General features: G+C 70.3%; 22 protein-coding genes and 2 tRNA genes. 11 read left to right on the top strand and 13 right to left on the bottom strand.

What is annotated here, in order from left to right:
- The first annotated feature begins 51 nt into the window (after positions 1–51).
- From NQU54_RS16925 to NQU54_RS16950, 6 genes are all read left to right on the top strand, one after another.
- Positions 52–1050, top strand: coding sequence for a bifunctional MaoC family dehydratase N-terminal/OB-fold nucleic acid binding domain-containing protein (locus tag NQU54_RS16925; RefSeq protein ID WP_257631785.1), 999 nt, complete (start codon positions 52–54; stop codon positions 1048–1050).
- A 59-nt stretch (positions 1051–1109) separates the two neighbouring features.
- Complete coding sequence (locus tag NQU54_RS16930; RefSeq protein WP_257631786.1) at positions 1110–1595, top strand: MaoC family dehydratase; 486 nt, start codon at positions 1110–1112, stop codon at positions 1593–1595.
- Positions 1592–2758: a lipid-transfer protein gene (locus NQU54_RS16935; RefSeq protein WP_257631787.1), complete on the top strand. Its 1167-nt coding sequence runs from the start codon at positions 1592–1594 to the stop codon at positions 2756–2758. The genes NQU54_RS16930 and NQU54_RS16935 overlap by 4 nt, the downstream gene beginning before the upstream one ends.
- A 65-nt stretch (positions 2759–2823) precedes the next feature.
- Positions 2824–3675 (top strand): DUF1906 domain-containing protein, encoded by an 852-nt coding sequence (locus NQU54_RS16940; RefSeq protein ID WP_257631788.1) that lies wholly within the window; start codon positions 2824–2826, stop codon positions 3673–3675.
- A 285-nt stretch (positions 3676–3960) separates the two neighbouring features.
- Positions 3961–4494, top strand: a complete 534-nt coding sequence (locus NQU54_RS16945) for a SigE family RNA polymerase sigma factor (RefSeq protein ID WP_257631789.1) — start codon at positions 3961–3963, stop codon at positions 4492–4494.
- Between the two features lie 266 nt (positions 4495–4760).
- Positions 4761–6422, top strand: coding sequence for a long-chain fatty acid--CoA ligase (locus tag NQU54_RS16950; RefSeq protein WP_257631790.1), 1662 nt, complete (start codon positions 4761–4763; stop codon positions 6420–6422).
- 220 nt (positions 6423–6642) lie between these two features.
- Here NQU54_RS16950 and NQU54_RS16955 read toward each other — a convergent pair whose 3' ends face one another.
- Positions 6643–11310 (bottom strand): hybrid sensor histidine kinase/response regulator, encoded by a 4668-nt coding sequence (locus NQU54_RS16955; RefSeq protein ID WP_257631791.1) that lies wholly within the window; start codon positions 11308–11310, stop codon positions 6643–6645.
- Between the two features lie 213 nt (positions 11311–11523).
- A complete protein-coding gene (locus NQU54_RS16960; protein WP_069861047.1) occupies positions 11524–11973 on the bottom strand; it encodes an SSI family serine proteinase inhibitor in 450 nt (149 codons plus the stop codon).
- 337 nt (positions 11974–12310) lie between these two features.
- On the opposite strand from NQU54_RS16960, the gene NQU54_RS16965 reads away from it, so the two are divergent.
- Positions 12311–12401: transfer RNA gene (locus NQU54_RS16965), tRNA-Ser, on the top strand.
- 477 nt (positions 12402–12878) lie between these two features.
- Positions 12879–12951, top strand: a tRNA-Arg gene (locus tag NQU54_RS16970).
- A 91-nt stretch (positions 12952–13042) separates the two neighbouring features.
- Here the strand turns inward: NQU54_RS16970 and NQU54_RS16975 are convergent.
- The 8 genes from NQU54_RS16975 to NQU54_RS17005 all read right to left on the bottom strand — a co-directional run bounded on the left by NQU54_RS16975 (position 13043) and on the right by NQU54_RS17005 (position 18790).
- Complete coding sequence (locus NQU54_RS16975; protein ID WP_257631792.1) at positions 13043–14317, bottom strand: site-specific integrase; 1275 nt, start codon at positions 14315–14317, stop codon at positions 13043–13045.
- Positions 14317–14499, bottom strand: a complete 183-nt coding sequence (locus NQU54_RS16980; protein ID WP_257631793.1) for a helix-turn-helix domain-containing protein — start codon at positions 14497–14499, stop codon at positions 14317–14319. Before NQU54_RS16980 ends, NQU54_RS16975 begins: the two co-directional genes overlap by 1 nt.
- Entirely contained in the window at positions 14496–15959 is a 1464-nt protein-coding gene (locus NQU54_RS16985) for a replication initiator (protein ID WP_257631794.1), read from the bottom strand. The genes NQU54_RS16980 and NQU54_RS16985 overlap by 4 nt, the downstream gene beginning before the upstream one ends.
- A gap of 136 nt (positions 15960–16095) precedes the next feature.
- Positions 16096–16233 carry a hypothetical protein gene (locus tag NQU54_RS49300; RefSeq protein ID WP_306278781.1) on the bottom strand — a complete coding sequence of 46 codons (138 nt, stop codon included), beginning with the start codon at positions 16231–16233 and terminating at the stop codon, positions 16096–16098.
- Positions 16221–16808 (bottom strand): DUF2637 domain-containing protein, encoded by a 588-nt coding sequence (locus NQU54_RS16990; RefSeq protein ID WP_308408490.1) that lies wholly within the window; start codon positions 16806–16808, stop codon positions 16221–16223. Before NQU54_RS16990 ends, NQU54_RS49300 begins: the two co-directional genes overlap by 13 nt.
- Positions 16809–16860: 52 nt before the next feature.
- Complete coding sequence (locus tag NQU54_RS16995) at positions 16861–18252, bottom strand: FtsK/SpoIIIE domain-containing protein (protein WP_257631795.1); 1392 nt, start codon at positions 18250–18252, stop codon at positions 16861–16863.
- Positions 18249–18455 carry a hypothetical protein gene (locus NQU54_RS17000; RefSeq protein WP_257631796.1) on the bottom strand — a complete coding sequence of 69 codons (207 nt, stop codon included), beginning with the start codon at positions 18453–18455 and terminating at the stop codon, positions 18249–18251. The genes NQU54_RS16995 and NQU54_RS17000 overlap by 4 nt, the downstream gene beginning before the upstream one ends.
- Complete coding sequence (locus NQU54_RS17005) at positions 18452–18790, bottom strand: SCO3933 family regulatory protein (RefSeq protein ID WP_257631797.1); 339 nt, start codon at positions 18788–18790, stop codon at positions 18452–18454. Before NQU54_RS17005 ends, NQU54_RS17000 begins: the two co-directional genes overlap by 4 nt.
- Before the next feature lie 145 nt (positions 18791–18935).
- On the opposite strand from NQU54_RS17005, the gene NQU54_RS17010 reads away from it, so the two are divergent.
- Complete coding sequence (locus tag NQU54_RS17010) at positions 18936–19376, top strand: GntR family transcriptional regulator (RefSeq protein ID WP_063804965.1); 441 nt, start codon at positions 18936–18938, stop codon at positions 19374–19376.
- Between the two features lie 1200 nt (positions 19377–20576).
- Here the strand turns inward: NQU54_RS17010 and NQU54_RS17015 are convergent.
- Both NQU54_RS17015 and NQU54_RS17020 read right to left on the bottom strand, forming a co-directional pair.
- Complete coding sequence (locus tag NQU54_RS17015; protein WP_257631798.1) at positions 20577–20711, bottom strand: hypothetical protein; 135 nt, start codon at positions 20709–20711, stop codon at positions 20577–20579.
- 31 nt (positions 20712–20742) lie between these two features.
- A complete protein-coding gene (locus NQU54_RS17020; RefSeq protein ID WP_257631799.1) occupies positions 20743–21225 on the bottom strand; it encodes an ATP-binding protein in 483 nt (160 codons plus the stop codon).
- 135 nt (positions 21226–21360) lie between these two features.
- Between NQU54_RS17020 and NQU54_RS17025 the strand changes: the two genes are divergently transcribed.
- Positions 21361–22908, top strand: a complete 1548-nt coding sequence (locus NQU54_RS17025; protein WP_257631800.1) for an NsdA family TPR-like regulatory protein — start codon at positions 21361–21363, stop codon at positions 22906–22908.
- The gene (gene ribD / locus NQU54_RS17030) at positions 22908–23783 is read left to right on the top strand and encodes a bifunctional diaminohydroxyphosphoribosylaminopyrimidine deaminase/5-amino-6-(5-phosphoribosylamino)uracil reductase RibD (protein ID WP_257631801.1); all 876 of its coding nucleotides are present in this window, start codon (positions 22908–22910) and stop codon (positions 23781–23783) included. The genes NQU54_RS17025 and ribD overlap by 1 nt, the downstream gene beginning before the upstream one ends.
- A gap of 136 nt (positions 23784–23919) precedes the next feature.
- Here ribD and NQU54_RS17035 read toward each other — a convergent pair whose 3' ends face one another.
- Entirely contained in the window at positions 23920–24390 is a 471-nt protein-coding gene (locus NQU54_RS17035; RefSeq protein WP_308408491.1) for a DinB family protein, read from the bottom strand.
- Between the last annotated feature and the right edge of the window lie 523 nt (positions 24391–24913).

The following is a 24913-nucleotide window of genomic DNA, read 5'->3' on the forward strand; positions in this document are numbered from 1 at the left end:
CTGACGGATAGTCAGATGGCTTTCTACGGCAGACATGCGGCAGGGGAAGCGATGACGCGCGATGAGCTGGGTGTTGACCCGGACGAGCTGTACGGACGGCTGAAGGCGTACGAGGGACGGACGGCCGCGAGCGGCGGCACGGGCCGGGACCCCGTCAACGAGCCGATGATCAGGCACTGGTGCGAGGCGATGGGCGACACCAACCCCGCCTATCCGGGTATCGCCCCGCCGACGATGCTGCAAGCGTGGACGATGGGCGGGCTGGCCGGGCACCCCGGCGGTTCGGCCCGCTCCGAGGCGTACGACGAGCTGCTGGCGTTGCTCGACGACGCGGGCTGCGCCTCGGTGGTCGCCACCGACTGCGAGCAGGAGTATCTGAGGCCGCTGCGCCCCGGCGACCAGGTCACCTTCGACGCGGTCATCGAGTCGGTGTCGCCGCGCAAGACCACCAAGCTGGGCACCGGATACTTCGTCACCACCCGGATGAACGTCCGCGCGGGGGACGGTGAGGACGGCGACGGCGGTGAGCTGGTCGGCACCCACCGCTTCCGCATCCTCAAGTACGCACCCGCGCGGCCGAAGACGAAGGCGAAGCCGGAGCCGAAACCGGCCTCGGAGACGAATCGGGAGCCGGAGCCCACGGCCGACCGTCCCCGCCGCCCCCGCCCCGTCATCAACCGCGACAACGCCGGTTTCTGGGAGGGCGTCGCCCGGCATCAGCTGCTCATCCAGCGCTGCCTGGACTGCGGCGCCCCGCGCTTCCCCTGGCTGCCCGGGTGTGGGGGGTGCGGTTCCCAGCGGTGGGAGGCGGTCGAGGCGTCCGGCGCCGGCACGGTGTTCAGCTATGTGGTCATGCACCATCCGCCGTTCCCCGCCTTCGACCCGCCCTACGCGGTCGGCCTGATCGAGCTCGCGGAGGGGGTGCGGATGGTCAGCGGCATCACCGGGGTGCCGTACGACAAGGTGCGCATCGGCATGCCCGTCGAGCTGGAGTTCCTGCGTGTGGACGAGGAGCTGGAGCTGCCCGTGTTCCGGGGCGCGGAGGCGTGAGGGGCGTGAGGAATGAGGGGAACGGACGTGGCATGAGGGACGGACGAGGAGGCGGCCCTATGACGGTGCGTACGGGCGATGAGCTGCCCCCGCTGCGTATCCCGATCACCCGGACCCTGATCGTCGCAGGCGCCCTCGCATCCCGGGACTACCAGGATGTGCACCACGACGCCGAGGCTGCCAGGGAGAAGGGCTCCCCGGACATCTTCATGAACATCCTCACCACCAATGGGCTGGTCGGCCGGTACATCACCGATCACTTCGGGCCGCGGGCGCGGCTCCGTAAGGTCGCGATCCGGCTCGGGGCGCCCAACTACCCCGGGGATGAGATGGTGTTGACGGGCGAGGTCACCTCGGTCGCGGAGGGCACGGCGGAGGTCGCCGTCATCGGCAGGAACGGCATCGGCCACCATGTGACCGGCAAGGTCACGGTGCGGCTCCCCAGCGACGTCCGCGCGACAGCCGATGTCCGCGCGACAGCCGACGTCCCCGCGGCCGCCGACATCCCCACGACCGACATCCCCGCGACAGCGGACGCCCGATGAGCGCCCGCAAAGCGGACACCCTGGGTGGCCGGGCCGCCATCGTCGGCATCGGCGCCACCGAGTTCTCCAAGGACTCGGGCCGCAGCGAGCTGAAGCTGGCGGTCGAGGCCGTCCACGCGGCCCTTGACGATGCGGGGCTCACCCCGGCCGATGTGGACGGGCTGGTCACCTTCACCATGGACACCAGCCCCGAGATCTCCGTGGCGCAGGCGTGCGGCATCGGCGATCTCACCTTCTTCTCGCGCGTCCACTACGGCGGCGGCGCGGCCTGCGCCACCGTGCAGCAGGCCGCGCTCGCGGTCGCGACCGGGGTCGCCGAGGTCGTCGTCTGCTACCGCGCGTTCAACGAGCGCTCGGGGCGCCGCTTCGGCTCCGGCGTACAGCACCGCGAGCCGTCCGCCGAGGGCGCCGCGCTGGGCTGGTCGCTGCCCTTCGGGCTGCTGACCCCGGCCTCCTGGGTTGCCATGGCCGCGCAGCGCTATCTGTACGCCTACGGGCTGAAACCTGAGGTTTTCGGCCATGTGGCGGTCACCGACCGCCGTCACGCGGCCACCAACCCGGCCGCGTATTTCCACGGCAAGCCGATCACCCTCGCCGAGCACGCTGCCTCCCGCTGGATCGTCGAGCCGCTGCGGCTGCTCGACTGCTGTCAGGAGACGGACGGCGGCCAGGCGATCGTGGTCACCAGCGTGGAGCGGGCGCGCGATCTGCCGCGTCCGCCCGCCGTGATCACGGCCGCGGCGCAGGGCGCGGGCCGTGGCCAGGAGCAGATGACGAGCTTCTACCGCGACGATCTGACGGGGCTGCCCGAGATGGGGGTGGTCGCCCGTCAGCTGTGGCGTAGCGGCGGACTGACCCCCGCCGACATCGACGTGGCCATCCTCTACGACCACTTCACGCCATTTGTGCTGATGCAGCTGGAGGAGTTCGGCTTCTGCGGGCGCGGTGAGGCGGCCGGATTCGTCGCCGAGGACGCGCTGCCGCTCAATACGCACGGCGGTCAGCTCGGTGAGGCGTATCTGCATGGGATGAACGGGATCGCCGAGGCCGTCCGCCAGATCCGCGGCACCTCCGTCAACCAGGTGCCGGGGGCCGCCCGCGCCCTGGTCACCGCTGGCACCGGGGTACCGACATCCGGGCTTCTCCTCGGCGCAGACGGCTGAACCGCGCGCGTGTCGGCGGTATCGGGCCGCCGAGCTCCACCTTCACTCGTCGTATGACCCGAAGTATGACTCGAAGCAGGCAGAGCGGATGGCAGGTCACGGGCTGGACCGCCGGTCTGGCCGCGGCACTTGCCACCGCGATCGCCGGTGCCACCCCCGCCGCCTCGGCGGAGGTCCTGCCCGACCCCCGCCCCCTGGGCGCCGAGGTCTACGAGGGCTGGGCCTTCGACACCTGCCATGCGCCCTCCCTCGCCACCCTGCGCGCGTGGAACAGCTCCCGCTACCGGGCCGTCGGCGTCTATTACGCGGGCCGTGGCCGGGCCTGTGCGAGCCAGCCCAACCTCACCGTCTCCTGGATGCGCGGCGTCAAGAGCATGAAGTGGCGGGTGCTGCCCATCTTCGTCGGATCCCAGTCCCCTTGCGTCCGCAACACCAACAAGAAGCATGTGCCCATCGGCGGCAAGCCCTTCTCCCAGGGGCAGACGGAGGGCAAGGACGCGGTGGCCCGCGCCAAGGCGCTGTCCCTGAAGAAGCGCAGCGCGCTCTACCTCGACATGGAGGCGTACGACCTGAAAAAGACGAGCTGCGCCGCCAAGACGCTCTCCTTCATCCGCGGCTGGAACCGCGAGGTCCGCTCGCGCGGCTTCTTCCCCGGCTTCTACAGCAGCGCCGAGTCCGGGGTGCGCCATATGGAGCAGGCCCGCCGGGCCGGGGTCCATGACCTGCCCTCCGTGATGTGGTTCGCGCGCTGGAGCGGTAAGGCGTCGCTCTACGGGGAGCCGACGCTGGCCGGGAGCGCGTGGAATCCGCACCGCCGCATCCACCAGTACAAGGGCAATGTGGATGTGACGCACGGCGGCCGGAAGTTGCGCATCGACCGCAACAAGGTGGACGCGCCGGTCGCGATCATCAAGTGAGCCGCCGTGGGCGCCAACACGCCCCGGCCTCCGGAAGCGTGACTCCCGGAGAGCCCGGAGATCCCGGAGAACTCGGAGAGCCCGGAGAGCCCGGAAGACCGGCAGAGTCCGCAGGACCCGGACAGCCCGGCCGACCCGGAGAATCCCCGGGAAGAACCCTGACCCTCCACCCGCCCCCTCCCCCCGCAGTAGGTGGTGCCAGCCCCACCCGTACACCCTGAGGCTGATCCGCCTTCGGCACTTATGGCCGATCCGCTTCGACCTGCTCGCTTCTAGCGTTGAGCCATGACCACGACCGTGTGCACAGGCGTATCCGCGGCCGCGTTCCCGTCGTTCAGCTCGTACGTACGGGCGCGGGGGCCCGTGCTGCTGCGCACCGCCCGCTCGCTGACCTCCAACGTCTGCGACGCCGAGGATCTGCTCCAGACCGCGCTGACCAAGACGTACCTGGCGTGGGAGCGCATCGAGGACCACAACGCGCTGGACGGCTATGTGCGGCGCGCCCTGGTCAACACCCGCACCTCGCAGTGGCGCAAGCGCAAGATCGACGAATTCGTCTGCGATGAGCTGCCCGAGCCCGAGACGGTGCCCGCCCCGGACCCGGCCGAACGGCAGGTCGTCCGCGACGCGCTGTGGCGCGCCGTACTGCGGCTGCCGGACCGTCAGCGGGCGATGGTAGTCCTCAGGTACTACGAGGACCTGAGCGAGGCGCAGACGGCGGAGGTCCTCGGGGTGTCGGTCGGCACCGTCAAGAGCGCGGTCTCACGCGCCCTCGGCAAGCTCCGCGAGGACCCGGAGCTTGGCCACGCCGCCGCGTGACGGACTTGGGCCACGCCGCGTGACTGATCCCGGCCACGCGGCCACGGATCCCGGCCACGCGGCGTGACCCGACGGGCCGGGAGACGCGATTCCGACCCGGCGGGCGGCCTGGCCCGGCCGGGCAGGGGACGTGACCCGACCGGCCGGGAGGCGCGACTCGACAGGGCGGGACGAGACGGGCCCCGGGGGGTAGTGACATACCGGCTGGTCGGCTGCACAATCGGCGGAACCTCTGACCGCGCGTAACCGGAACCCTGGAGGCCCCGGTGCTCAGCACGATGCAGGACGTACCGCTGACCGTGACCCGCATCCTCGTGCACGGGGCACTCGTGCACGGCCGTACGGCCCATGTGACCACCTGGACCGGCGAGGGCGAGCCGCGGCGCCGCAGCTTCCACGAAGTGGGTGTGCGGTCGACCCAGTTGGCGAACGCGCTGCGTGATGAGCTCGGGGTCGAACCGGGGCAGGCCGTGGCCACCTTGATGTGGAACAACACCGAGCACCTGGAGGCGTATCTCGCCGTCCCGTCCATGGGCGCCGTGCTGCACACCCTGAACCTCCGGCTGCCTGCCGATCAGCTCGGCTGGATCGTGAACCACGCCGCCGACCGCGTGATCATCGTCAACGGCTCCGTGCTGCCGCTGCTCGCCCCGATCCTCCCCGGCCTCACCACCGTGAAGCACATCGTGGTCACCGGCCCCGGCGACCGCTCCGTCCTGGACGGCTGCACCGCCCGGGTGCATGACTACGAGGAGCTGATCGAGGGCCGGCCTTGGCAGTACGCCTGGCCGGAGATCGACGAACGCCAGGCCGCCGCGCTCTGCTACACCTCGGGGACGACCGGGGAGCCCAAGGGCGTGGCCTATAGCCACCGTTCCATCTATCTGCACTCGATGCAGGTCAACACCGCCGAGTCGTTCGGGATGTCCGGGGGCGACACCCTGCTGCCGGTGGTGCCCATGTTCCACGCCAACGCATGGGGCACCGCACACGCCGCCTTCATGGCGGGCGCCTCGATACTCATGCCCGACCGCTTTCTCCAGCCCGAGCCGCTCGCCGAGATGATCGAGCGCGAGCGCCCCACCATCGCCGCCGCCGTCCCCACCGTCTGGCAGGGGCTGCTCGCCGAACTCGACGCGCGGCCGCGGGAGGTGAGCTGTCTGCGGAATGTCTTCATCGGCGGCTCGGCCTGCCCGCCCTCCCTGATGAAGGCGTACGAGGAGCGCCACGGCATCCGCGTCGTCCATGCGTGGGGCATGACGGAGACCTCTCCGCTCGGCTCCGTGGCCCATCCACCGGGCGGCCTCTCGGCGGAGGACGCCTGGCCGTTCCGGCTGTCGCAGGGACGCTTCCCGGCGTCCGTCGAATGCCGGCTGATCTCGGCGGACGGCGAACTCGTGCCGTGGGACGGGAAGACGCCGGGGGAGCTGGAGGTGCGCGGGCCGTGGATCGCGGGCGCGTACTACGGAGGGGCGGACGGCGAGCCGTTCCGCCCCGAGGACAAGTTCACCGAGGACGGCTGGCTGAAGACCGGCGACGTCGGCACCATCACCCCCGACTGCTATCTGACGCTGACCGACCGGGCCAAGGACGTCATCAAGTCGGGCGGCGAGTGGATCTCCTCGGTCGAGCTGGAGAACCAGCTGATGGCCCACCCGGAGGTCGCCGAGGCCGCGGTGGTGGCGGTGCCGGACGAGAAGTGGGGAGAGCGTCCGCTGGCCACGGTGGTGCTGACGGACGGCGCCACGGTCGACTACGCGGACCTGCGGGCCTTTCTCGCCGAACGGGTGGCGCGCTGGCAGCTGCCGGAGCACTGGGCGCTGATCCCGGCGGTGCCGAAGACGAGCGTGGGGAAGTTCGACAAGAAGGTCATCCGCAAGCGGTACGCGGACGGGGAGCTGGATGTGACCACGCTGGGCCGAGGCTGAGGGACGGTGGGGCCGGGGCGTGGGGCGACCGACGCCCCTGCCCCACCGTCGGCAACGCGGCCACCGTAAGGAGGCGGGCGTCTCCTTACGGTGGCCGCGCATCACCGTAAGGACCGTAAGGATCGCGGGCCGCGCACCACCGTAAGGAGCCTTGAGTGTCCCCTTGAGGAGCCCTGAGTGTCCCCTTACGGTCCGCACGCCTCCGTAAGGCCGGCGGGCGTCAGTTGGTGCCGATCTTCGCCAGCAGGTCCACGATCCGCGCCTGCACCTCCGCGCTCGTCGAGCGCTCCGCGAGGAACAGCACCGTTTCGCCCGAGGCCAGCCGCGACAGATTCGCCGGATCGATGTCCGCGGAGGTGTAGACGACCAGCGGGGTGCGGTTGAGCAGCCCGTTGCCGCGCAGCCAGTCGACGATCCCGGCCCTGCGGCGGCGTACCTGCATCAGGTCCATGACCACCAGGTTCGGCCGCATCTGCCCCGCGAGCGAGACCGCGTCCGCGTCCGTCGCCGCGCGGGCGACGTGCATCCCGCGCCGTTCGAGCGTCGCCGTCAGCGCCGCCGCGATCGGCTCGTGCTCCTCGATCAGCAGAACGCGCGGCGGATGCTGCTCGCTGTCGCGCGGGGCGAGCGCCTTGAGCAGGACGGCCGGGTCGGCGCCGTACGCCGCTTCCCGCGTCGCCTGGCCGAGCCCCGCGGTCACCAGCACCGGCACCTCGGCCGCGACGGCGGCGGTACGCAGCGACTGGAGCGCGGTCCGGGTGATCGGCCCGGTCAGCGGGTCGACGAACAGCGCCGCCGGGTACGCGGCGATCTGCGCGTCCACCTCCTCACGGGAGTTCACGATCACCGGACGGTAGCCGCGGTCGCTCAGCGCCTGCTGGGTGGACATGTCCGGCGCGGGCCACACGAGGAGGCGGCGCGGGTTGTCCAGCGGCTCGGGCGGCAGCTCGTCGTCGGGCGGCGGGGTGCGGTCGTCGACGATCTCGACGGCGCCATTGGGCCCGTCCAGCGGCTCCGGCCCCTCGGCGCCCTCGTCCGGCGCGCCGATGGCGAACGTACGGCCCGAGCTCTGCGACGGGCCCGCCGCACGCTGCGGCTGCGCCCCCGGCCCCGGCTGGGGGCGGGGCTGCGCGCCGGTCTGCGGCCCTGGGTGCGGTTGCGGTCCGGTGTGCGGCTGCTGGCCGCCGTGCGCATGCGGCCCGGTGTGGGGATGCGCCCGGCTGTCGGCCGGCTGGAGTTCGGCCGAGGCGCCCTGGTCCGTCATCTCCGGGCGGGCGGCCAGCTTGCGGCGCCTGCCGCCCCCGGTGCTGGTGCCTCCGGAGGGAGTCTGGGGCTGGCCCTGCGGCGGGCGGCCCTGCGGCTGGCCTTGTGCGGGCTGGCCCTGGGGGTGCTCCCCCACCTGCTGGGCGAACGGCACCCCTTGGCCCAGGGTACGCACGCTGATCGAGCGCCCCTGGGTGGTGTCCGCGCTCGGCGGGGCCTCGGCGGGCAGCGGCTGCGGACGGGGCTGCGCGGGCGCGTCCGGCCACTGCGCCGGCTGCTGGGCGGGTGGCTGGGCCGGTGGGTGCCCGCCCGTCTCCGCGGGCTGCGGACCGGCCTGCGCCGCCTCCGGCTGCTCCTCGGCGAGCGGGCGGCGGGCGCGGCGTCGTCCGGTGGGCGGGGTTTCCGGTGGTTGGCCGCCGCTGGTGCTCTGGCCCCAGTTGGGCTGTTGTTCCTGGGGGGTGCGGGCCGGGGGGAGTGCGGGCATGCCCGACGCGGCCGGCTGGGCGGGGCCGGAGCCCTGGGCCTGCGGCTGGGGCCGACGCGGGTCCTGGCCCTGCGCCTGGGCGGGGTCGGACGGCCAGCCCCCGGGCCGTGCGGCGCCGTTGGGCGGTACGGGCTCGCCTCGTACGGCCAGGCCCCCGCCCTGCTGTGGCTGGGGCGCGCCCCGCCCGTCGCGGGTGCCGTGCTGTGCGGGGACGAGCCCGGCCGGGCCGAGCTCCGGCGGCATCGCGCCGGGCTGCGCCCGGTCGGCGGCGGCCGGGGGCAGCGCGAAGGGGGAGCGGACGAGACCGGGCTCCCCGGCTGCCTGCGGCTGCGGTTGTGGCTGGGCCTGCTGTGGCTGTGGCTGTGGCTGTGGCTGTGGCTGTGGTTGGGGCTGCGGCTGCGGCTGGCCGGGGGCCTGCGCCTGGCCGGGGGCCTGCGCCTGGGCCTGGTCGGGCGTCGGCGACTCCGGCGCATCGGCCAGTGCGCGGCGGGCGCGGCGTCGTCCGGTGGGCGGGGTTTCCGGTGGTTGGCCGCCGCTGGTGTTCTGGCCCCAGTTGGGCTGTTGTTCCTGGGGGGTGCGGGCCGGGGGGAGTGCGGGCATGCCCGACGCGGCCGGCTGGGCGGGCTGCTGAGGCGTGTCGGAGGGCGCCGCGGGCAGGGCGAGGGCGGGTCGGCCGCCCGCGCCCTGCGCGGGGGCACCGGCGGCCTGAGGGCCGCCCTGCTCCTCCGCCGGGGCGCCGCGCCGGGCGCGGCGGCCCTGGGGCTGCTGCTGGGCGGGAATGCCCTGAGGCGGCACAACGCCCATGGCGGCGGGGCCCGTCGGCTGCGGACCGGCCGCTTCCGGTGCGCCGCCACGAGCGTGGCGATGACTGCCGGTGGGGGCTCCCTCGGCGTTCTGGGCGGGGTTCGCGGCCGCGACCGCCGACGGGTCCTCGTCCGGGTGGGGGCGCGCCCGGCGCCGCCCGGTGGGCCGTGGGGCGTCCGCGGGCTCGACCGCGCTCCCCTGCTGGGCCGCGGTGTTGTCGCCGACGACCGCGGGCAGCGCGGCGGGCGCGCCCGGGGCGCCCTGCTGGGCGGCGGTGCGCGGGTCGGCGGTACGGGGATCGGCCGTACGAGGGCCAGCCGTGTTCGGGTCGGCCTTACGGAGGTTGGGCGGAGGCGTACCGCCCTGTGTGCCGTTGCCCTGTGTGCCGTTGCCCTGCGTACCGCCGCCGCTGGTGTCGCCTGGTGCGCCGCTGGGGGCCGCGCCGTGCCGGCCGTGGCGTGCGGCCGGGGTCTGGCCGCTGGGGTTGCCGCCCGCGGTGCCCGTACCGGCGCCCGTACCCGTACTGGCACCCGCGCCCGTGCCCGTATCGGCACCCGCGCCCGTACCCGTATCGGCACCCGTGCCCGTATCGGCACCCGTGCCCGTACCCACGCCGGTGCCCGTACCGGAGGTGCCCTGCCCCCGCGTACCGTCGCCCTGTCCGGCGGCGTTGCCGTCCACGCGCTCCTGCTCGGCGGCGGCCGCCGCCGAGATCGGCACCTCCAGGACGTAGGCGTGACCGCCCATGCCCGGCATCTCATGGGTCTGGAGCACGCCCCCGTGCTGGCGTACGATCCCGCGCACGATCGGTTCGTGCACCGGGTCGCCGCCCGCGTACGGTCCGCGGACCTCGATCCGTACGACATCGCCGCGCTGGGCCGCGGCGACCACGATCGTGGAGTCGCTCGCCGCGGCGCCCGCGGCGGTGTTGCCGGTGGAGTCGACCCCGGCGACGTCCGCGATCAGATGCGCGAGCGCCTGGGCGAGCCGCTCCGGGTCCACCTCGGTGTCGATCGGCGGCGCGTGCACGGCGAACTGCGCGCGCCCCGGGCCGATCAGCTCGACCGCGCCCTCGACACCGGCCGATACGACCTCGTCCATCGAGACCGTACGGCGGGCCAGCTCCTCGCCGTCCGCGTCGAGCCGCTGATAGCTCAGGACGTTGTCGACGAGCGTGGTCATCCGGGTGTAGCCGGCGGCGAGGTGGTGCAGGATCTGGTTGGCCTCGGGCCACAGCTGCCCGGCCGGGTCGTCGGCGAGCACACCGAGCTCATGGCGCAGCTGGAGCAGCGGTCCGCGCAGCGACTGGTCCAGCACGGCGAGCAGCTGGCCGTTCCGGGCGGTGACGGACTCCAGCTGTGCCGCGTACCGCGCGCGCTCCTCGGCGAGCTGCGCCCGCAGCTCCTCCAGGGCCTTGGTGTGCTGGGTGGTGAGCTCCTCCACCTCCTCGGCGTGCCGGGCGGTGAGGCCCTCCACCTTCTCCGTGTGCCGGGTGGTGAGGCTCTCGACCTCCTCGGCGTGCTGGGCCGCCATGGCCGTCTCGGGACGCCGGTCGGTGAAGGTCAGCACGGCGCCCACGAGTTGCTCGCCGTCGCGGACGGGCGCGGTGGTCAGATCGACCGGGACCTCGCTGCCGTCCTTCGCCCACAGCACCTGGCCGCGCACCCGGTGCTTGCGGCCGGAGCGCAGGGTGTCGGCGAGGGGCGACTCCTCGTACGGGAAGGGGGAACCGTCCGGGCGCGAGTGGTGTACAAGAGAGTGAAGCTCCTGACCGCCCATGTCGCTGGCCCGGTAGCCGAGGATCTGCGCGGCGGACGGGTTGACGAGGACCACCTTGCCCTCGGTGTCCACGCCGACCACGCCCTCCGCCGCCGCGCGCAGGATCATCTCGGTCTGGCGCTGCTGACGGGCGAGTTCGGCCTCGGTGTCGAGCGTCCCGGTCAGGTCGCGCACGATGAGCATCAGCAGCTCATCGCCGGTGTAGCTGTACTGATCGGCGTAAGGAGTCCGCCCGTCCTCCAGATTCGCGCTGGTCACCTCGACGGGGAACTGTGCCCCGTCGGTGCGCCGGGCCATCATCCGGGTGGGCTTGATGCCGTCCCGCTGTGCCTCGTCGGGGCGCCGCATCGACCCGGGAATGCGATTGGGATCGAAGGAGGGAAGCAGATCGAGCAGACCACGGCCGACCAGGGCGGTGCCCGGAGCCTCGAAGGACTCCAGCGCGATGTGGTTGGCGTTGACGATCGTGCCGTTGCAGTTGACGAGCAACAGCGCGTCCGGCAGGGCGTCGAGTATCGCCGCGAGGCGAGCAGCGCCTCGGGATGGCCTGCTGCTCACGACGACGCTTCCTCCCTGGCTACCGCACCTTGCTGACACCCGCGGTCATTTTGCCGTCCCATCTGCGGAGTGTCTCTAGGGGAGTCTACGGGCACCAGGGCCAGGCGCGACGGCGGATGAGAGGGAGGTCGCAGCGCGACGTACGCGTCTCGACGCACGCCCGGACAAACTTCACCGAGCTCTCCTCTTCTCACTCCAGACCCAATCCCCAGGTCAGCTCCCAGGAGTGCGCAAAACGACGGAGAACCGGTTCCACCGGGCGATTTCACATCCATTGGTGCGGTTGAACCAGGCGTTGACGGGACGCCCCGCCCAATGGCCGGTCACCCGAGCCGTGATCGGCCCGCCGTACTGCCCGGTGCACATCGCGTCCGGCGGCACCGGCGCGAACGGATCCCGGCCCCACACGGTCTGCGAATCCAGCTGCGCACACGCGGCCCGCGCCCGGGGATGCGTACCGCCGGTCGGGTGGCAGTCCAGCACATAGGTCGCGGCGTCATCGGGATCACCGGTCTCGCTCACGGTGATCACGAGCCGGTCCGCGCTCTCCCCGTCGAACGGCAGGGGCAACGGCAGCGGCGTGGCCCCGGCGGGAGCCAGCGCACCCACGGTGGCGGCGGTCGTCAGGGCGGCGGTGACGGCGAGGCGGTGCAGCAGGGGCATGGAGGCACTCCTGGTTGTGATCAGAGGGGGCGCGCTGCCCCTGCCCCCTCTAACGCGCCGCCGAGGCGCGCGTTGCGCCGCCATAAGGGGCTGCGTACGGGGGCTGTGTACGGGGCTGTGCAGGCCGTATGGGCGCCGCTCGGCGTAAGGGCCGCGCGGGCCATAAGGCTCCCCGCGGCCGTACGGGCCGCACGCCGCCGTACGGGCCGCGCCCCCACAAGGGCTTTGCGATGGGCCCCGCCCGCCGAGTACCGTGGTCGGCGATTGGTGACATCCCACTGGGCTGTGACATCATCTGCACACACCGCCTCGCGCTCGCGCGAGCGACCGGTGTGCTGGAGGCTTCGCCTAGTCTGGTCTATGGCGCCGCACTGCTAATGCGGTTTGGGCCCTAAAGCCCATCGAGGGTTCAAATCCCTCAGCCTCCGCTCTCCGATCAGGGAGCCTGTGCCGATGGCGCGGGCTCCCTGTGTCGTTCCGGTGGGAACTGTGAATGATCGCGGGACCGGACCGGGGCCGGACTGGAGCAGACCGGATCGGACTGGGCCGGGACCGGACTGGAGCGGACCGGAGCGACGCCGACGGCCCCCGCTCTCCCCTTTTACTCCGGTCGCTGCGAACGACCCAGCTCAGCCGCCCTGGACCAGGTGAACGTCAAGCCTTCTGCGGCGACGACGCAGCGTGACCCGCTGGTTGCCCTCGGTGTCACCCGCCCTCGCTACTCAAGCGTCGCGCGACGCGGAACCCGGCTCTCCGGGGCCTTGTAACGGCCGTCCCGGCGCCCCCTGAAAATGGCGTTTCCGCAGGTCAGTGTGGGTATGGGAAACGGATTTCGCCTGACGGCGCAGGTCATGTAATGTTGTCCCCGCAACGCCGACCGGCAAGAAAAACCGCCGGGAAGCCAAGCGCTCGTAGCTTAACGGATAGAGCACTTGACTACGGATCAAGAGGTTGCAGGTTCGAATCCTGCCGAGCGCGCACCAGCTCAGAGGCCCCTTCCAGTGATGGAAGGGGCCTCTTGCGTTGCCCGTTGACGGCGGTCGTTGACGGCAACCGCCGCGCGCCTCGATCAGACGGCGACCAGAGCACCATCCGCGCCGTCGTCATCGTCCGGGCCATCGCCGTCACGCAGGGCATCGCCGACGCGGTCGAAGGCGGAGCGCTGCGAGTCCAGCCGGACGAAGGTGTAGATGTCCATCGTCACGCGGATCGAGCTGTGCCCGAGGACTTCCATGATCATTCGGGCATCGGCTCCCTGCTCGTGGAGCAGCGACGCGCAGGTGTGCCGGAGGTCATGGAAGCGGACGCGTCGGACGCCTGCCTTGTCGCACAGGAGGGTGAAGGCGCGATTGAGGTTGCGCGGCTCGATCGGAGTCCCTTTCTTCGTGGTGAACACAAGATCACTGCCACCGCCCTTCCACTTCTCTCCCGCCGCCATCCGATCCCCGCGCTGCTGGGCACGGCGAGATCGGAGCGCCGTCACGCACTCGGCGGGCAACGCCACCCGCCGGGCGGACCTCTGAGTTTTCGGGGCCGAGATCAGCAGCTCCCCATTCACGCGCTGGAGCGTCTGGCGGATCGTGACTGAGCCGCCCACAAGATCTACGTCCTTCCAGCGGAGGCCGAGGACTTCCCCGCGCCGAAGGCCGATCCGTACGGCCAGCTCGTACACCGCCCAGAGCCGGTTACCCCGTGCCGCCGCCAGGAGCTGACGCCCTTCCTTCACGGTCAGCGGCTCTATCTCGCGCTTGGTGCCCATGCCCAGCTCCACGTTCTTGGCCACGTTGCGCGGCAACTCGTCCTCCCGCACGGCGTGCTCCAGCGCGGCCCGGAGCAGCACCAGGAGAAACCGCACGGTTCGGTCGGACGGGTACGACTTGCAGCACTTGCCCAGCGCGCAGCAGCGGCGTTTCCGCTCTGGGCGCGCCTTGTCCTTCCCCTGAGCGCAGCACTGGCATGTACGGGCCGTGGCGGCGAGGAAGGCCCGGATGTCCCGCGCGGTGAGCCGCGTCAGCCTCTTCTTCCCGAGGCCCGGAGCCAGGTAGTTCCGCACGAGGGAGTCATAAGCGGCGTACGTGGCCGGACGGACCTTGATGCGTGCGACGTTGGCCAGCCAGTACGTCAGGAAGTCGCCCAGGCTCTGTTTGCTCGTGGCGACGGGGAGCCCGTTGTTGGAGTCGGCTTTGAGCCTGGTCAGCTTGTCGTGGGCGTCATCCCAGGTCTTCCCGTAGACACTGCGCCGCTTGTGCGTGCCGTCGGCCGTCAGGACGTACGCGATGCCCTCCCAGCGCCCGTCCTTGCGCTGGTAGATGCTTCCCCCGCCGTTCGCGTTCTTCTTGCCCATCAGGCGGCCTCTCCTTCGGTCTGGCGGTGGATGTAGTCGTGCAGTGCGGATTCGGTGATGCGTCGGCAGCGGCCGATGGTCAGGGAGGCCAGCTCCCGTGAGCGGATGAGGTTGTAGACCGTCCAGCGGCTCACCTGGAGCCGGGCCGCGACCTGGTCCACGTTGAGCAGGCCCGTGCTCACAGCCAGGGGTCTCCTTCTGTCTTGCGGCGGTCGGTGTGGTCGCGTGCTTGGGCGATGTCGTGGCGGACCTGGGCGGCGAGGAGTTCTTCGCCGGGGCTGTAGCCGGAGGCCAGGTATTGCCAGTGGGAGACGACGAGGGTGGTTTCCTCGTCCAGCTCGAGCTGGCCGTCTGCGGTGCGTGCTTGTTCGGTGCGCCAGGTGCGGCGGGTGTCGCGGAGTGCGCTGAGGGTGGTGGAGTAGCGGCGGGATTTGCTGGAGAAGTGGCCTCGGAAGCCGAGCATGTGGGCCCACTTCCAGAGCTTGAGTTCGGCGAATTCGGGGAGGTGGCCGAGGTTCCAGGCGGTGCGGATCATCTGGCGGACGTGGCTGTGCACGGGCAGGTCCGCGATGGGTTCGGACTGGCCGGTGCCCTCACACTCGTCGCACAGGTCCCGGAAGCCGTCGGGGCCGCGCTGGTAGCCGCGTCCGGCGCAGTGGGCGCAGCGCAGGGAGCGGTCTACCGTGCCGGAGTCCTCGGCGCTCTTGGTGGCGTACTTCGCGACGTAGGCGGCGACCTTCTGATCGGTCAGTTCACCGTCGCCCAGGGCGGCGATCTCGCGGATGTCGAGCTGATCGCCCCACCGGAGTTCGCGTTCGCCGATGGCGTCGGAGGTGACCGTGAGCACGGCGCGTTCGACCGCCTTGGTGACCGCGTGGGTGAGGGCGTCGGCGGTGGCCCATCGAGGCGGGGGCTGGTTGCTGCCTTCGGGGCCGTCGAGGCGGATTACGGCGTGGAAGTGGACCAGGCCGCGCCGCTGGTACTCGGCGACCTTCGCGAAGGAGACCCGTAGCGCCGCGTTCAGCGCCTTCTGGGTCATGCCGAGGTGGGCGGCCAGCTCTCGGCGGAGGTAGGTGGTGAAGCGCGCCCACAGGGCTCCGGCGTGGGCGTTCCAGAGCACGGCGCCGGTGTAGTCGTAGGTGGCCGGGGACAGCGGGGTGCCCAACGCGGGGTCGTCGGCGGGGTGGCGGATGCCGCAGCGGCAGGCCAGGCTCTCGCCCGCCTCGGTGGTGCGGCGGTTGTGGACCGGCCCGAACGAGGGTGCGGTCAGGGTGACGAACACGCGCGGGTGTGTGCGCACGGTTTCCGGCACGTTCTTGCCGCCGGAGAGTCCGGCCCGGATGAGGTGGTAGGTGTCGGCTGCGTAGAGGCGGGAGCAGGAGGGGCAGCGGGAGGAGCGGCGGTTGCCGCAGGCGGTCAGCAGCCGCCCGGTGGGTTCGTCAGCGGTCGTGTACGAGCGGACGACGGCGTTCGTCGCTGTGTCGCGGGTTTCGGTGGAGCCGACGAGTTGCACGGGGCGGGTGCAGCCGCGGATTTGGCTGATCTGGTCTTGGACGCGGTCGAAGTCGGGGTGGTGGGCGAGGTGGATGAGGTCCCGCAGGGCCAGGCTCGCCACGTGGCGCAGGTCCAGGGGGGCTTTCACGGGTGACGCATCCTTTCGAGGGAGAGGGGCCCCGGGCAGCACCGGGTCAGGGGTGCGGGTGCTGCTCGGGGCATGACGAATCCGGGCCCGGTCAGGGGCGGGGGTTTCTGGATTGCCGGGACGGCCGGCACGGGGGTCAGAGCTGGGCGTGCGCGGCGGTGGCCAGCGGCAGTGCGACGCCGAGGCGGGCCCGGAGCTGGGCCGGGGTGATGGGCTCGCCGTGCTCGGCCCGGTAGGTGTCGGCGATGGTGCGCGCCGCGTTCAGCAGCGGCACGGGCACCGTGACCGCCGGGGACGTCTCGGCTTCGGCGCGGCCGGGGATGAGACCGGTTCCGGTACTGGGGCAGGCTCGGGCGCGGGGGCCGGGGCCTTCTCGATCGGAGTGTCTGGGGTGGCCGGAGCGTCAGGCACGGACTCGATCGGGCCTGGTGCCTCAGTAGCGGTGTGAGCGACGGTGTGAAAGTGGCGCAGGAGTTGCGGGCCGACGGCTCCCCAGCCCAGGAGGAGGAGCGGGGCGACCGCGTCCACGGCCGCGCGGCCGTAGTGTCCGGCGACGATGGGTTCGGCGACGTTGAGGGCCAGGGTCAGCAGCCCGGACACGTGCATCAGCCGAGTCGCGCCCTTGATCTGCTCGGCGGGGACGCCGCGCAGCGACAGGTAGCGCAGGGCGACCAGGAGGCCGACGACGGACAGGTCCACCATCGGAGCGATCAGCGGCGCGATCGGGTCGGGGACGCCGAGGCGCAGCGCGAGGGCCCAGACGTTGCCGAAGGAGAAGACGAAGGCCAGGGCCGCGATGATGCCCATGACCACGGTCACGGTGCGCTGAGTGATCCGATCCTCAATCACGACGGATTCACCTCCTTCCGAATGTGGCGATGAGCGGGGGCGGGATTGCGGGTCAGGCGGCTTCCCGCTTGGTGAACGGGTCGTCCACCCGCATCGCGGAGGCCGCCAGTTCTTCCAGCAGTTCGGCGGGGTCGCGGGTCAGGTGCGCGGTGTCGGTGGCGATGCGGGCAGCGTCCACGTCGGCGACGTAGGGGGTGCGGATGCGGGCGAAGCCGGGGCGCCCCTGATGCGCCATGGCCGCCACGCCGACGTAGGCGGGGTCCTGGAGTGCGGTTGGGCTGGCGTCCGGCCAGTTGCGGATGTCCTCCCCCAGCGCGACCACGGCCGCCTCGGCGGTCTTCTGGGCGAAGGACAGGCCCACCGGGCACACGTCCCGGATGAAGGTGGGGATGGCATCCCCGGTCGCCTTCTGCGTCGCGATGATCACCAGGATGCCGACGTTGCGGCCCTTCTTCACCAGGTCCTCCACCAGCCGCGCGTTCTCAGCAGCCAGCGCGGCAAGCCTCTTCGTCCGCGTGTCCGACCCCTTGTAGTCACGGAAGTAGGTGTGCGCCTCATCCACGATGAGCACGGTCAACGGCCAGGCGGCCGAGGGCCCGACATGCCACACGTTCTTCACACCCAGCAAGGCTCGGATGGACGCCGACCGGTCCCGCCGCAGCTTGACCAGGCGCGTGAACAGCGCGTTCGCCTCTTCCAGGTCGTCACCGACGAACGCGAAGATGCGGTCCGTCAGATCGGCGTAGTCGCCCTCATGAGATGAGGTCACCTTGCCGTCCGCCACCGCGTACTGCACCGCATCGGACGGCGCCGTATCGCACATGAACCTGTTGACCAGAGACGTCTTACCGAACCCGGGCAGCCCCGCCACCGTCACGCCCGGCACATTGGCCAGGCTCACGCTCACCGGCTGCGCGTACTCGTCCACGCCCAGATCCCACACTGCCAACTCCTCCGGCACGGCCCCGGTCGGGGTGTGCTCGGTGGGGACGATCAGCGGATCAACCCGCACACCACGGATCACCAACTGGCCCGGCATGTCCGGCAGGACCGAAACCCGCGTGCACCGCCAGGCATCGGCCAGATACGGCGCCGCCCGCTGGAACTCCGCCAAGCCCACCTTGGGCAAGCACACGGCGTGTACCAGGACCCCGTACCGGTCGGCCGTGACCCGGATCTTCGGGATGAGGACGCGGGGCTTGGGGACCTTTCCGTCCGGTGCCACGATCACGGCCGGAGGGGTCTTGTCGGTCACCGACAGCCCGACCATCGGAGCCAGCCGCCGCCACCGCCGCCGTACATCGATGGCCTGCCGCATGCTCGCCCGTGTCATCTTGTCGGCACGCATGTAGCGCACCAGCCACCACAGGGCCCATATGCCGGTCAGGGCCAGGGCCGCCCCGGCAACCGCCGGGGCCAACCCAAAGATTTCTCCCACTGTCACAGCACGTCCTTGTTCGTGTAGAGGAATCGGTAGAGGGATATCCGCAGTTCCAGCAGGTCACGGCCGGATGCGAGCCGGGGGTAGCCGTGCGACTCGATCACCTTGGCCACGTCGAAGAGCAGGCCGTTGGTGAACCGCGAGTCGTCATCCCCGCTCTCCGGCTCCACCGGGTACACCGGCTCAGGTCCGGTCGGGGCCGTCACTTGACCAGCTCCAGCGCCGCCGCCCGGTAGGCCACACCATCGGAGAGCTGGCCGTTGAAGATGCGCGCCCACGGAGTGGCGAACAGGTCCGTGACCCGCACCGGCATGCCCGGCTGGAGCCCTTCCGGCAGACCGCTCTCGGGAACGGTGATCTTCATCTGCTCGGCCCGGCCCTCTTCCATGAGGAAGACCGTCAGGGTGTGCAGGGTCTCCCCGGTGTCCCGGTCGGTGGCGAGCACTCCCGTCTCCGGGTCCTTGATCTTCGGCATCGGCGCCGTGCCAGCGATGAACTGAGTCGAGGGCAGCAGCCCCACGCGGATACGCGTCATAGCCATGCTTCTTGCTCCCTTTCGTTGCCGACCGCTTGTGCGGCCGGGTCACCAACTATGACCTAGCCAGGCTAGCTAGGTCAAGGGAGCTAGCCATGAGAATTCAAAGGTCTGGGTGTGTTAGGTGGGCTAACACGGCTACCCTGGGGCTATGACGCCGCCGATGCACGACGCCCGCCCGCCATACCAGCAGGCAGCCGAGGCCATCCGGAGCGAGATCAAGGCGGGCAAGCTCAAGCCGGGGGAACAGCTCCCCTCCCATCGGGAGCTGCAAGAGCGGTTCGGAATCGCCAACATGACCGCCCGCAGCGCACTGCGCGTGCTCCGCGAAGAGGGCTTGATCTACACCGTGCAGGGGCGCGGCAGCTACGTAGCCGACGTGATCGGACCCGGCGGCGAACTGGTCGAGGCCAAGCGCTACACACCGCCCCAGACCGCAGCCGGAACGGGCGAGGCCCCGGCGAGTACAGAACCCACCGGGACCCTCACCGAGGCACTACTAGAGGTCCGGGACCAGCTGCGCACCTTGAACGCGGAGGTCCAGACCCTCAAGCGGGAAGTCGCCGAATTGAAGGCGAGCCAGCACCCGTAGCCCGCTCTTCCTGGAGCTCCGTCACCTCGGTGCGAATCTCCTCCAGCTCACCGCGCAGGCGCTCAGTCATGGCCGCGATCTCGGCCAGCAAGGCCCGTTCCCGCTCGGTCAGCACCAGTTCCCCCTTATCGTCTGCGCGTTGGTCGCGCGCACCCCGCATTGCCATCCTCCGGCGATCTTCTGGTGTGAGCTGTTCAGAGTTTCCTTACTGGATCAAGGCGGCCCGCTTGCGCGGGCCGCGCGCGCTGGCGGCCCGTGGCCGCCGCCCGCTCCTGTCTGCCGCCCCGCTCAGCGGCGCCCCCGAGCCACTCAGCGCGCCACCCCACACCAGCAGCCCACCAACCGCAGTCAGCAGCCGGAACAGCTCCCCCGGAGCGCCTGCCGACCGCAGCGGGACGCGCCGACGCAGCAGCACGGCCAGGACCAAGAGCCCGGCCTGCCCGCCGTCGAGGGGCGGCTACGCGGAGCGGTTTACATGGCCGGCCGTCCGCCGACTGCGGCCATCGTCGTTGTGCGCGTAGCAACGGCCAGCGGGGAGGGGAGGGGTGCCCGGCCGGGGGCATGTTGGTCGTCGGACCCGGTTCGATGTGGCCGGCCGCCGTACTGTCGCCGTCACGGATGCGGGCGCGTGAGCAGACCGAACCGTCCGGTCCTGGAGGGCGGGGAGCGGCTGCTGCCGCGCGGTGGCTCAGGCCGTCATGGTCGCTCCGCGTCGGTTTCCGTATCGTGGTGGCCGACCAGCGTGTCGTAAACACTCTGACGGCCGTCGCCACCGAGCCCGTCACCTCGCGTCTGCCTCGCACTCGTCCCATCCCTTTCCTGCGTCTGAACTCGTTTGAGAACGGGCGGAGTCGAAGCGAGCACGACAACCGCCCCGGTACCATCGGCACCGGGGTCCTGATCTTGGACTCTCCGCCGGACCACCCCGCGCCTGCCAGGGTTGGGGGGTGGTCCGGTTTCGCGTTTGTGGTTGTTGTGCTGGGCGGTCCGGCTCCCCTTCGCGGGTTGATTGGTTGGGCGCGAGTGTGGGAGCCGGACCGCTGACGGCGGACGGTGCGGTGTCCGCCGTCCTCTCCCGAGGCGCAGTGTGTGACGTCGGTGAGGCGGGGGAGGTGCTTGCCTCACGGACACTGCGCCGGGGGAGTGGGAGGGCGAGGGCTACCGGGTCCATCCCGGGGAACGGCAGCCCCCGCCCCGCCTCTAGGGCAGCAATCCGCCGCGCCACCAGGGGAGCTTTTGTCGGCCCGAGCGCAGCGGTACGTCTCTGCGGTGAAGCAGGTCGTAGAGCATCGTGTTCGCTATGCCGAACCGCTGCTGAATCTCTGTGACCCGCATGCCGTCCCGGTAGGCGGCGATGATCTCTGACTCATGTTCCGTCCATTTCGGCGTCCGCCTCGCCATGCCGCATCCCGCCCTTCATCGCTTGACCTGCACCCGAGCCAGGAGCCGTCAGCACAGCCCATACCGACTTTCCGACCACCGGGCACGGAGTGACGCCCCACCGGTCCGCGAGCGCTTCGACCAGGACCAGCCCCCGGCCGTGTGCCACTTCACAGCTCGGATTCCTCAGCTCGGGCCGCTCGTCGGACGCGTCGTGAACCTCGATCTGCACCTCGTCGCCCTGGTACAGATAACGCGTCTCGATCTTGTGTCCCGGAACCCGCGCATGCCGCACGGCGTTCGTTATCAGTTCAGACAGCACCAACAGCGCGACCTCTTCGACCGCGACCAGCCCCCAACCGGCCAGAGCCTTACGCAAGTCGGCTCGGGCCAGGGCGACGCAACGGGGGTGGCGGGTCCAACGCCTCACCACCACACGTCCATCAGGGCCTGTCAGCTCTGGCTTCATGGCCACAAGAGTGCAGGTGAGACGCCGTCACCGGGACAGCCAACGGGGTACCCCAGGTGGCGAAATGGGGTACCCCGATCCATGGCGAGATCTACGCTGGACGTCACGCACTTCCCTACACCTCGTGAGCGGCCCATGAGCGAACGTGAAGCCAGGCGCAGCGGATACCCCCTCACCATCCCGGATCGGTTGCTCCACAGCGAGGACATGAAACGGGCTTGCAAGCGGAGGGACTTCAGCGAGATCTTCCGTCTCGTCAACAGACGAGCCCCGGCGAGCTACGCGGCGATCGCTGCCGCCGTCACCAAGATGACCAGCGCGCGTGTCGGCGACGTGATCCGAGGCGATCGAGGCATTCGCAGCGTCGCCGTCATGGAACGCATCGCTGATGGACTGGGCATTCCCGGCCACATGCTCGACCTACCCGAGAGGCCATGGGAGGGTACCCCGCTACCGGCCGCCGCTGCCCAGAACCAGGCTTACGCTTCCAGTAGCCCAGACGACTCGAACGAACCCCCGTCCTTACCCACAACGGGGGCGATTCCTGGTCTGCCGATTGTGCACGTGGACCCTTCGAATTCGGCGGACGCGGATGCGCTACCCGAAATCGTTCTGGTTTCGGTGTACGTCGATGGAAGGGAGCAGATCGTGCCGATAAATCGCCGAGCCCTTCTGGGGCACGCAATTGGTGTCGCCCTGCAAGGAAGCGGACCCCTCCGCGCCGTCAACGCTTCCGCCGAGATCGTGAGCCCCCGGCCCACCAGACCACACCGACTCCCCGCCGGACGCGGCGAAGCAGCCATCGAGCACTTCCGCGACATGTGGCACACCCTGGTCAGGGCAGATAACCTCTTCGGCCCGCGTCACGCACTCTCGGGAGTCCATCAGCAGCTCGACATGTTGCAAGGACTTCTGGAGGACAGCCGGGGTGAGCACCGGCAGGAGCTGTTGAAGCTCTCGGCCCAGTACGCCGAGTCCGCCGCATGGCTTCACGAGGACTCCATGGACGTGCCTAGCGCGGAGACATGGACGAGCCGGGCCATGGAATGGGCCATGGAAGCCGGAGATGAAGCCATGCTCTCGTGGACCCTGTTCCGGCGCAGCCAGCTCGCGGCCGGGAAGAAGAACGCAGGCCAGGCAATCGGCCTTGCGCAGGCCGTACAGCGCCACGAACGCGCACTCACTCACCCAATGAAGGCCGCCGCCATCCAGCAGGAAGCGCAGGGACTTGCCCTCGACGGGGACGAGGTCGCCTGCCACCGGAAGCTGGACGAGGCCCACGAGTTCGCCGCTATTGCTGAATCCTCCGGTGACGCCCGATCCGGCCACGGGGATTTCTGTACGTCCAGCTATATCGAAATCCAGCGCGCGAATTGCTGGCTCAACCTCTCCCGGCCCGACCGGGCAGTCACCACCTTCCAAACCGCACTGGCCGAACTCCCGGACGTCTACCAGCGCGACCGAACATTCGCCCAGGCGCGGCTCGCCATGGCCTACGTCGGAATCCAGGAGTACGAGCAGGCCGCCGCCGAGGCCGCAGCCGTTCTCGATGTGGCCTGCGGCTCCGGTTCAGGCCGCACTCTCCAAGAGGCCGTCACGGCGGTCAACGCCCTCGCGGCGGCGAGTAATGTTCCCGCCGTGCGGGATCTACTCGACGCAGTCAAGGAGAATGCGGGGTTCTGATGGCCACGCCAAACGAACTGACGGCCATGCGGCGAGCAATCGCCATCTCTGCCCAGGGCCTCGGAACGACGAGCCCCAACCCGCCCGTTGGGTGTGTGATCCTCGACCGTGACGGCGTACCGGTCGGCGAGGGGTACCACCTCCGCAAGGGCGACCATCACGCCGAGGTGAACGCACTCACCGCAGCGGGGGAGCGGGCCGAGGGCGGCACGGCGGTCGTGACTTTGGAGCCCTGCAACCACCACGGCCGGACCCCACCGTGCCGCCAGGCACTGATAGACGCCAAGGTCTCCCGCGTCCTGATGGCCGTCATGGACCCCACCTCACGCGGAGAGGGCGGCGCGGCGGTGCTGGAACAGGCAGGCATTGAGGTAGAGCGCGGCGTCCTGGAGCAGGAAGCGTTGCTTGTCCTCGGCCCGTGGCTGCACTCACTCCGTACGGGCAGGCCGCACATCACCTGGGCGTACACCGCCAGGGCCGACGAGGACGACCAGGATGTGAAGGACCTCCGCCGCATGTACGATCTGGTCATCCGGCGAGACGGGACTATCGAGGAAGGCGTGCCGGGCGGCCACGGAGAAGACGCATTCCGGGTGCCGTGTGGACCACTCGGTAAAGAGTCAGCGAATGCCGCGCTCAGCTTGGCCGAGTCCGGCGCACGTTCGGTTCTTATCGAGGGCAGCGAAAACGAAGCGGCAGTTGTGCTCGCCGACTTGGTGGATCGCGTAATCATCGATGTGCCCAGCACCCCACCGTCTTCAGTGCCAACGTCAGCAAGCGGGTTGCTTCCGGATGGATTTCGGCTGGAGAATGCTGGGGCTTTCGGTCTGCGGACGCGTCTAGTAGCCAGGCGAGTAGGCAGCAGAGATCATTAGTTGCTGCCTGGGTCAACTTCCAAGGGGTGTGATCCCCTAGCCGCAGGGACAGAGGTGGCACAAGTACCATCAGGCTGCCATCGAATCTATCGGACGTCCAAGCTGACGGGCTTGCCGATTCTCCCCGCCGCATGCCCTACTCCCCGACAGCTCCGTCGATCGCTTCACGCAGCAGGTCAGCATGGCCGTTGTGACGCGCATACTCTTCGATCATGTGCGTAAGGACATAGCGCAGCGAGATGATCTCGCCACGGAACTCCACAGTGTCGTCGAGAGACTCGAAGTCGTCCGTAACCGCGCGAGATCCCTGGCACGCCTCCTGCCAGGTCGTGAACGCCTCGGCCACATCGGCATCGTCTACGAGAAATTCGCCGTAGACGCCGTCGACATCGGGCCACCGGGGCGTGATCTGTTCCCCCTTAAGCACTCTGCGGAACCAGATGGTCTCGACCACAGCCGCATGCCGGACGAGGCCGAGGAGCGTCAGCTCCGAGGTGGGAACCGCGCTTCGCTTCAGCAACTCATCAGTCAGACCCTGGCACTTCATGGCTAACGTGGCCCGCTGATAGTCGAGGAACGAGGTCAAAGTCATACGTTCGTCGGCCACCTTGGATGGATGTATGCGTCGGTCATCACTCACCGAGAGATCATCGCAAAGACCGGTTCGTCAGGACACCGTCAGCCCAGAAGCAGTACGCCAGCCCTTCAACGCTTGAGCGCCGGGCAATTACGTGGCGGAACGCATACGGGACAGCAACAGGCGGACCATAAGGTGCGAGCTTGAGTCTTTGACGGCAACGCTGACGGCAACGACGGCACACGACGCCAGCCAACGGGCTGCCACGAGCACCAGGCCGCACCGCCGCCGAGGCCCGCACCAGCACCCTGCCCGAACCTACGGATCAAGAGGTTGCAGGTTCGAATCCTGCCGAGCGCGCACCAGCTCAGAGGCCCCTTCCGATCATCGGAAGGGGCCTCTGGTGTGTGCGATGACAGTAGCGGTGACAGCAACCGCCTCGTCGCCCTTGTCCGACTGCTGTCGGGAGCTGTCCTGCATCCCAGGTCGTGCGCCGAGCCCCTTTCCGGTTGGTGATCGGACCCGGAACGTCCGGGCGCGGAGACGCGGTGTC

Source organism: Streptomyces malaysiensis subsp. samsunensis, assembly GCF_024519315.1.
Classification (GTDB): Bacteria; Actinomycetota; Actinomycetes; order Streptomycetales; family Streptomycetaceae; genus Streptomyces; species Streptomyces malaysiensis.

What these genes read in the sequence shown, in the direction of transcription:
- NQU54_RS16925 (WP_257631785.1), top strand. Translation starts at nt 52, where the DNA reads ATGACGCGCGATGAGCTGGGTGTTGACCCGGACGAGCTGTACGGACGG.
- NQU54_RS16930 (WP_257631786.1), top strand. Translation starts at nt 1,110, where the DNA reads ATGACGGTGCGTACGGGCGATGAGCTGCCCCCGCTGCGTATCCCGATC.
- NQU54_RS16935 (WP_257631787.1), top strand. Translation starts at nt 1,592, where the DNA reads ATGAGCGCCCGCAAAGCGGACACCCTGGGTGGCCGGGCCGCCATCGTC.
- NQU54_RS16940 (WP_257631788.1), top strand. Translation starts at nt 2,824, where the DNA reads ATGACTCGAAGCAGGCAGAGCGGATGGCAGGTCACGGGCTGGACCGCC.
- NQU54_RS16945 (WP_257631789.1), top strand. Translation starts at nt 3,961, where the DNA reads ATGACCACGACCGTGTGCACAGGCGTATCCGCGGCCGCGTTCCCGTCG.
- NQU54_RS16960 (WP_069861047.1), bottom strand. Translation starts at nt 11,973, where the DNA reads ATGCCCCTGCTGCACCGCCTCGCCGTCACCGCCGCCCTGACGACCGCC.
- NQU54_RS16975 (WP_257631792.1), bottom strand. Translation starts at nt 14,317, where the DNA reads ATGGGCAAGAAGAACGCGAACGGCGGGGGAAGCATCTACCAGCGCAAG.
- NQU54_RS17005 (WP_257631797.1), bottom strand. Translation starts at nt 18,790, where the DNA reads ATGGCTATGACGCGTATCCGCGTGGGGCTGCTGCCCTCGACTCAGTTC.
- NQU54_RS17010 (WP_063804965.1), top strand. Translation starts at nt 18,936, where the DNA reads ATGACGCCGCCGATGCACGACGCCCGCCCGCCATACCAGCAGGCAGCC.
- NQU54_RS17015 (WP_257631798.1), bottom strand. Translation starts at nt 20,711, where the DNA reads ATGCGGGTCACAGAGATTCAGCAGCGGTTCGGCATAGCGAACACGATG.
- NQU54_RS17020 (WP_257631799.1), bottom strand. Translation starts at nt 21,225, where the DNA reads ATGAAGCCAGAGCTGACAGGCCCTGATGGACGTGTGGTGGTGAGGCGT.
- NQU54_RS17025 (WP_257631800.1), top strand. Translation starts at nt 21,361, where the DNA reads ATGAGCGAACGTGAAGCCAGGCGCAGCGGATACCCCCTCACCATCCCG.
- ribD (WP_257631801.1), top strand. Translation starts at nt 22,908, where the DNA reads ATGGCCACGCCAAACGAACTGACGGCCATGCGGCGAGCAATCGCCATC.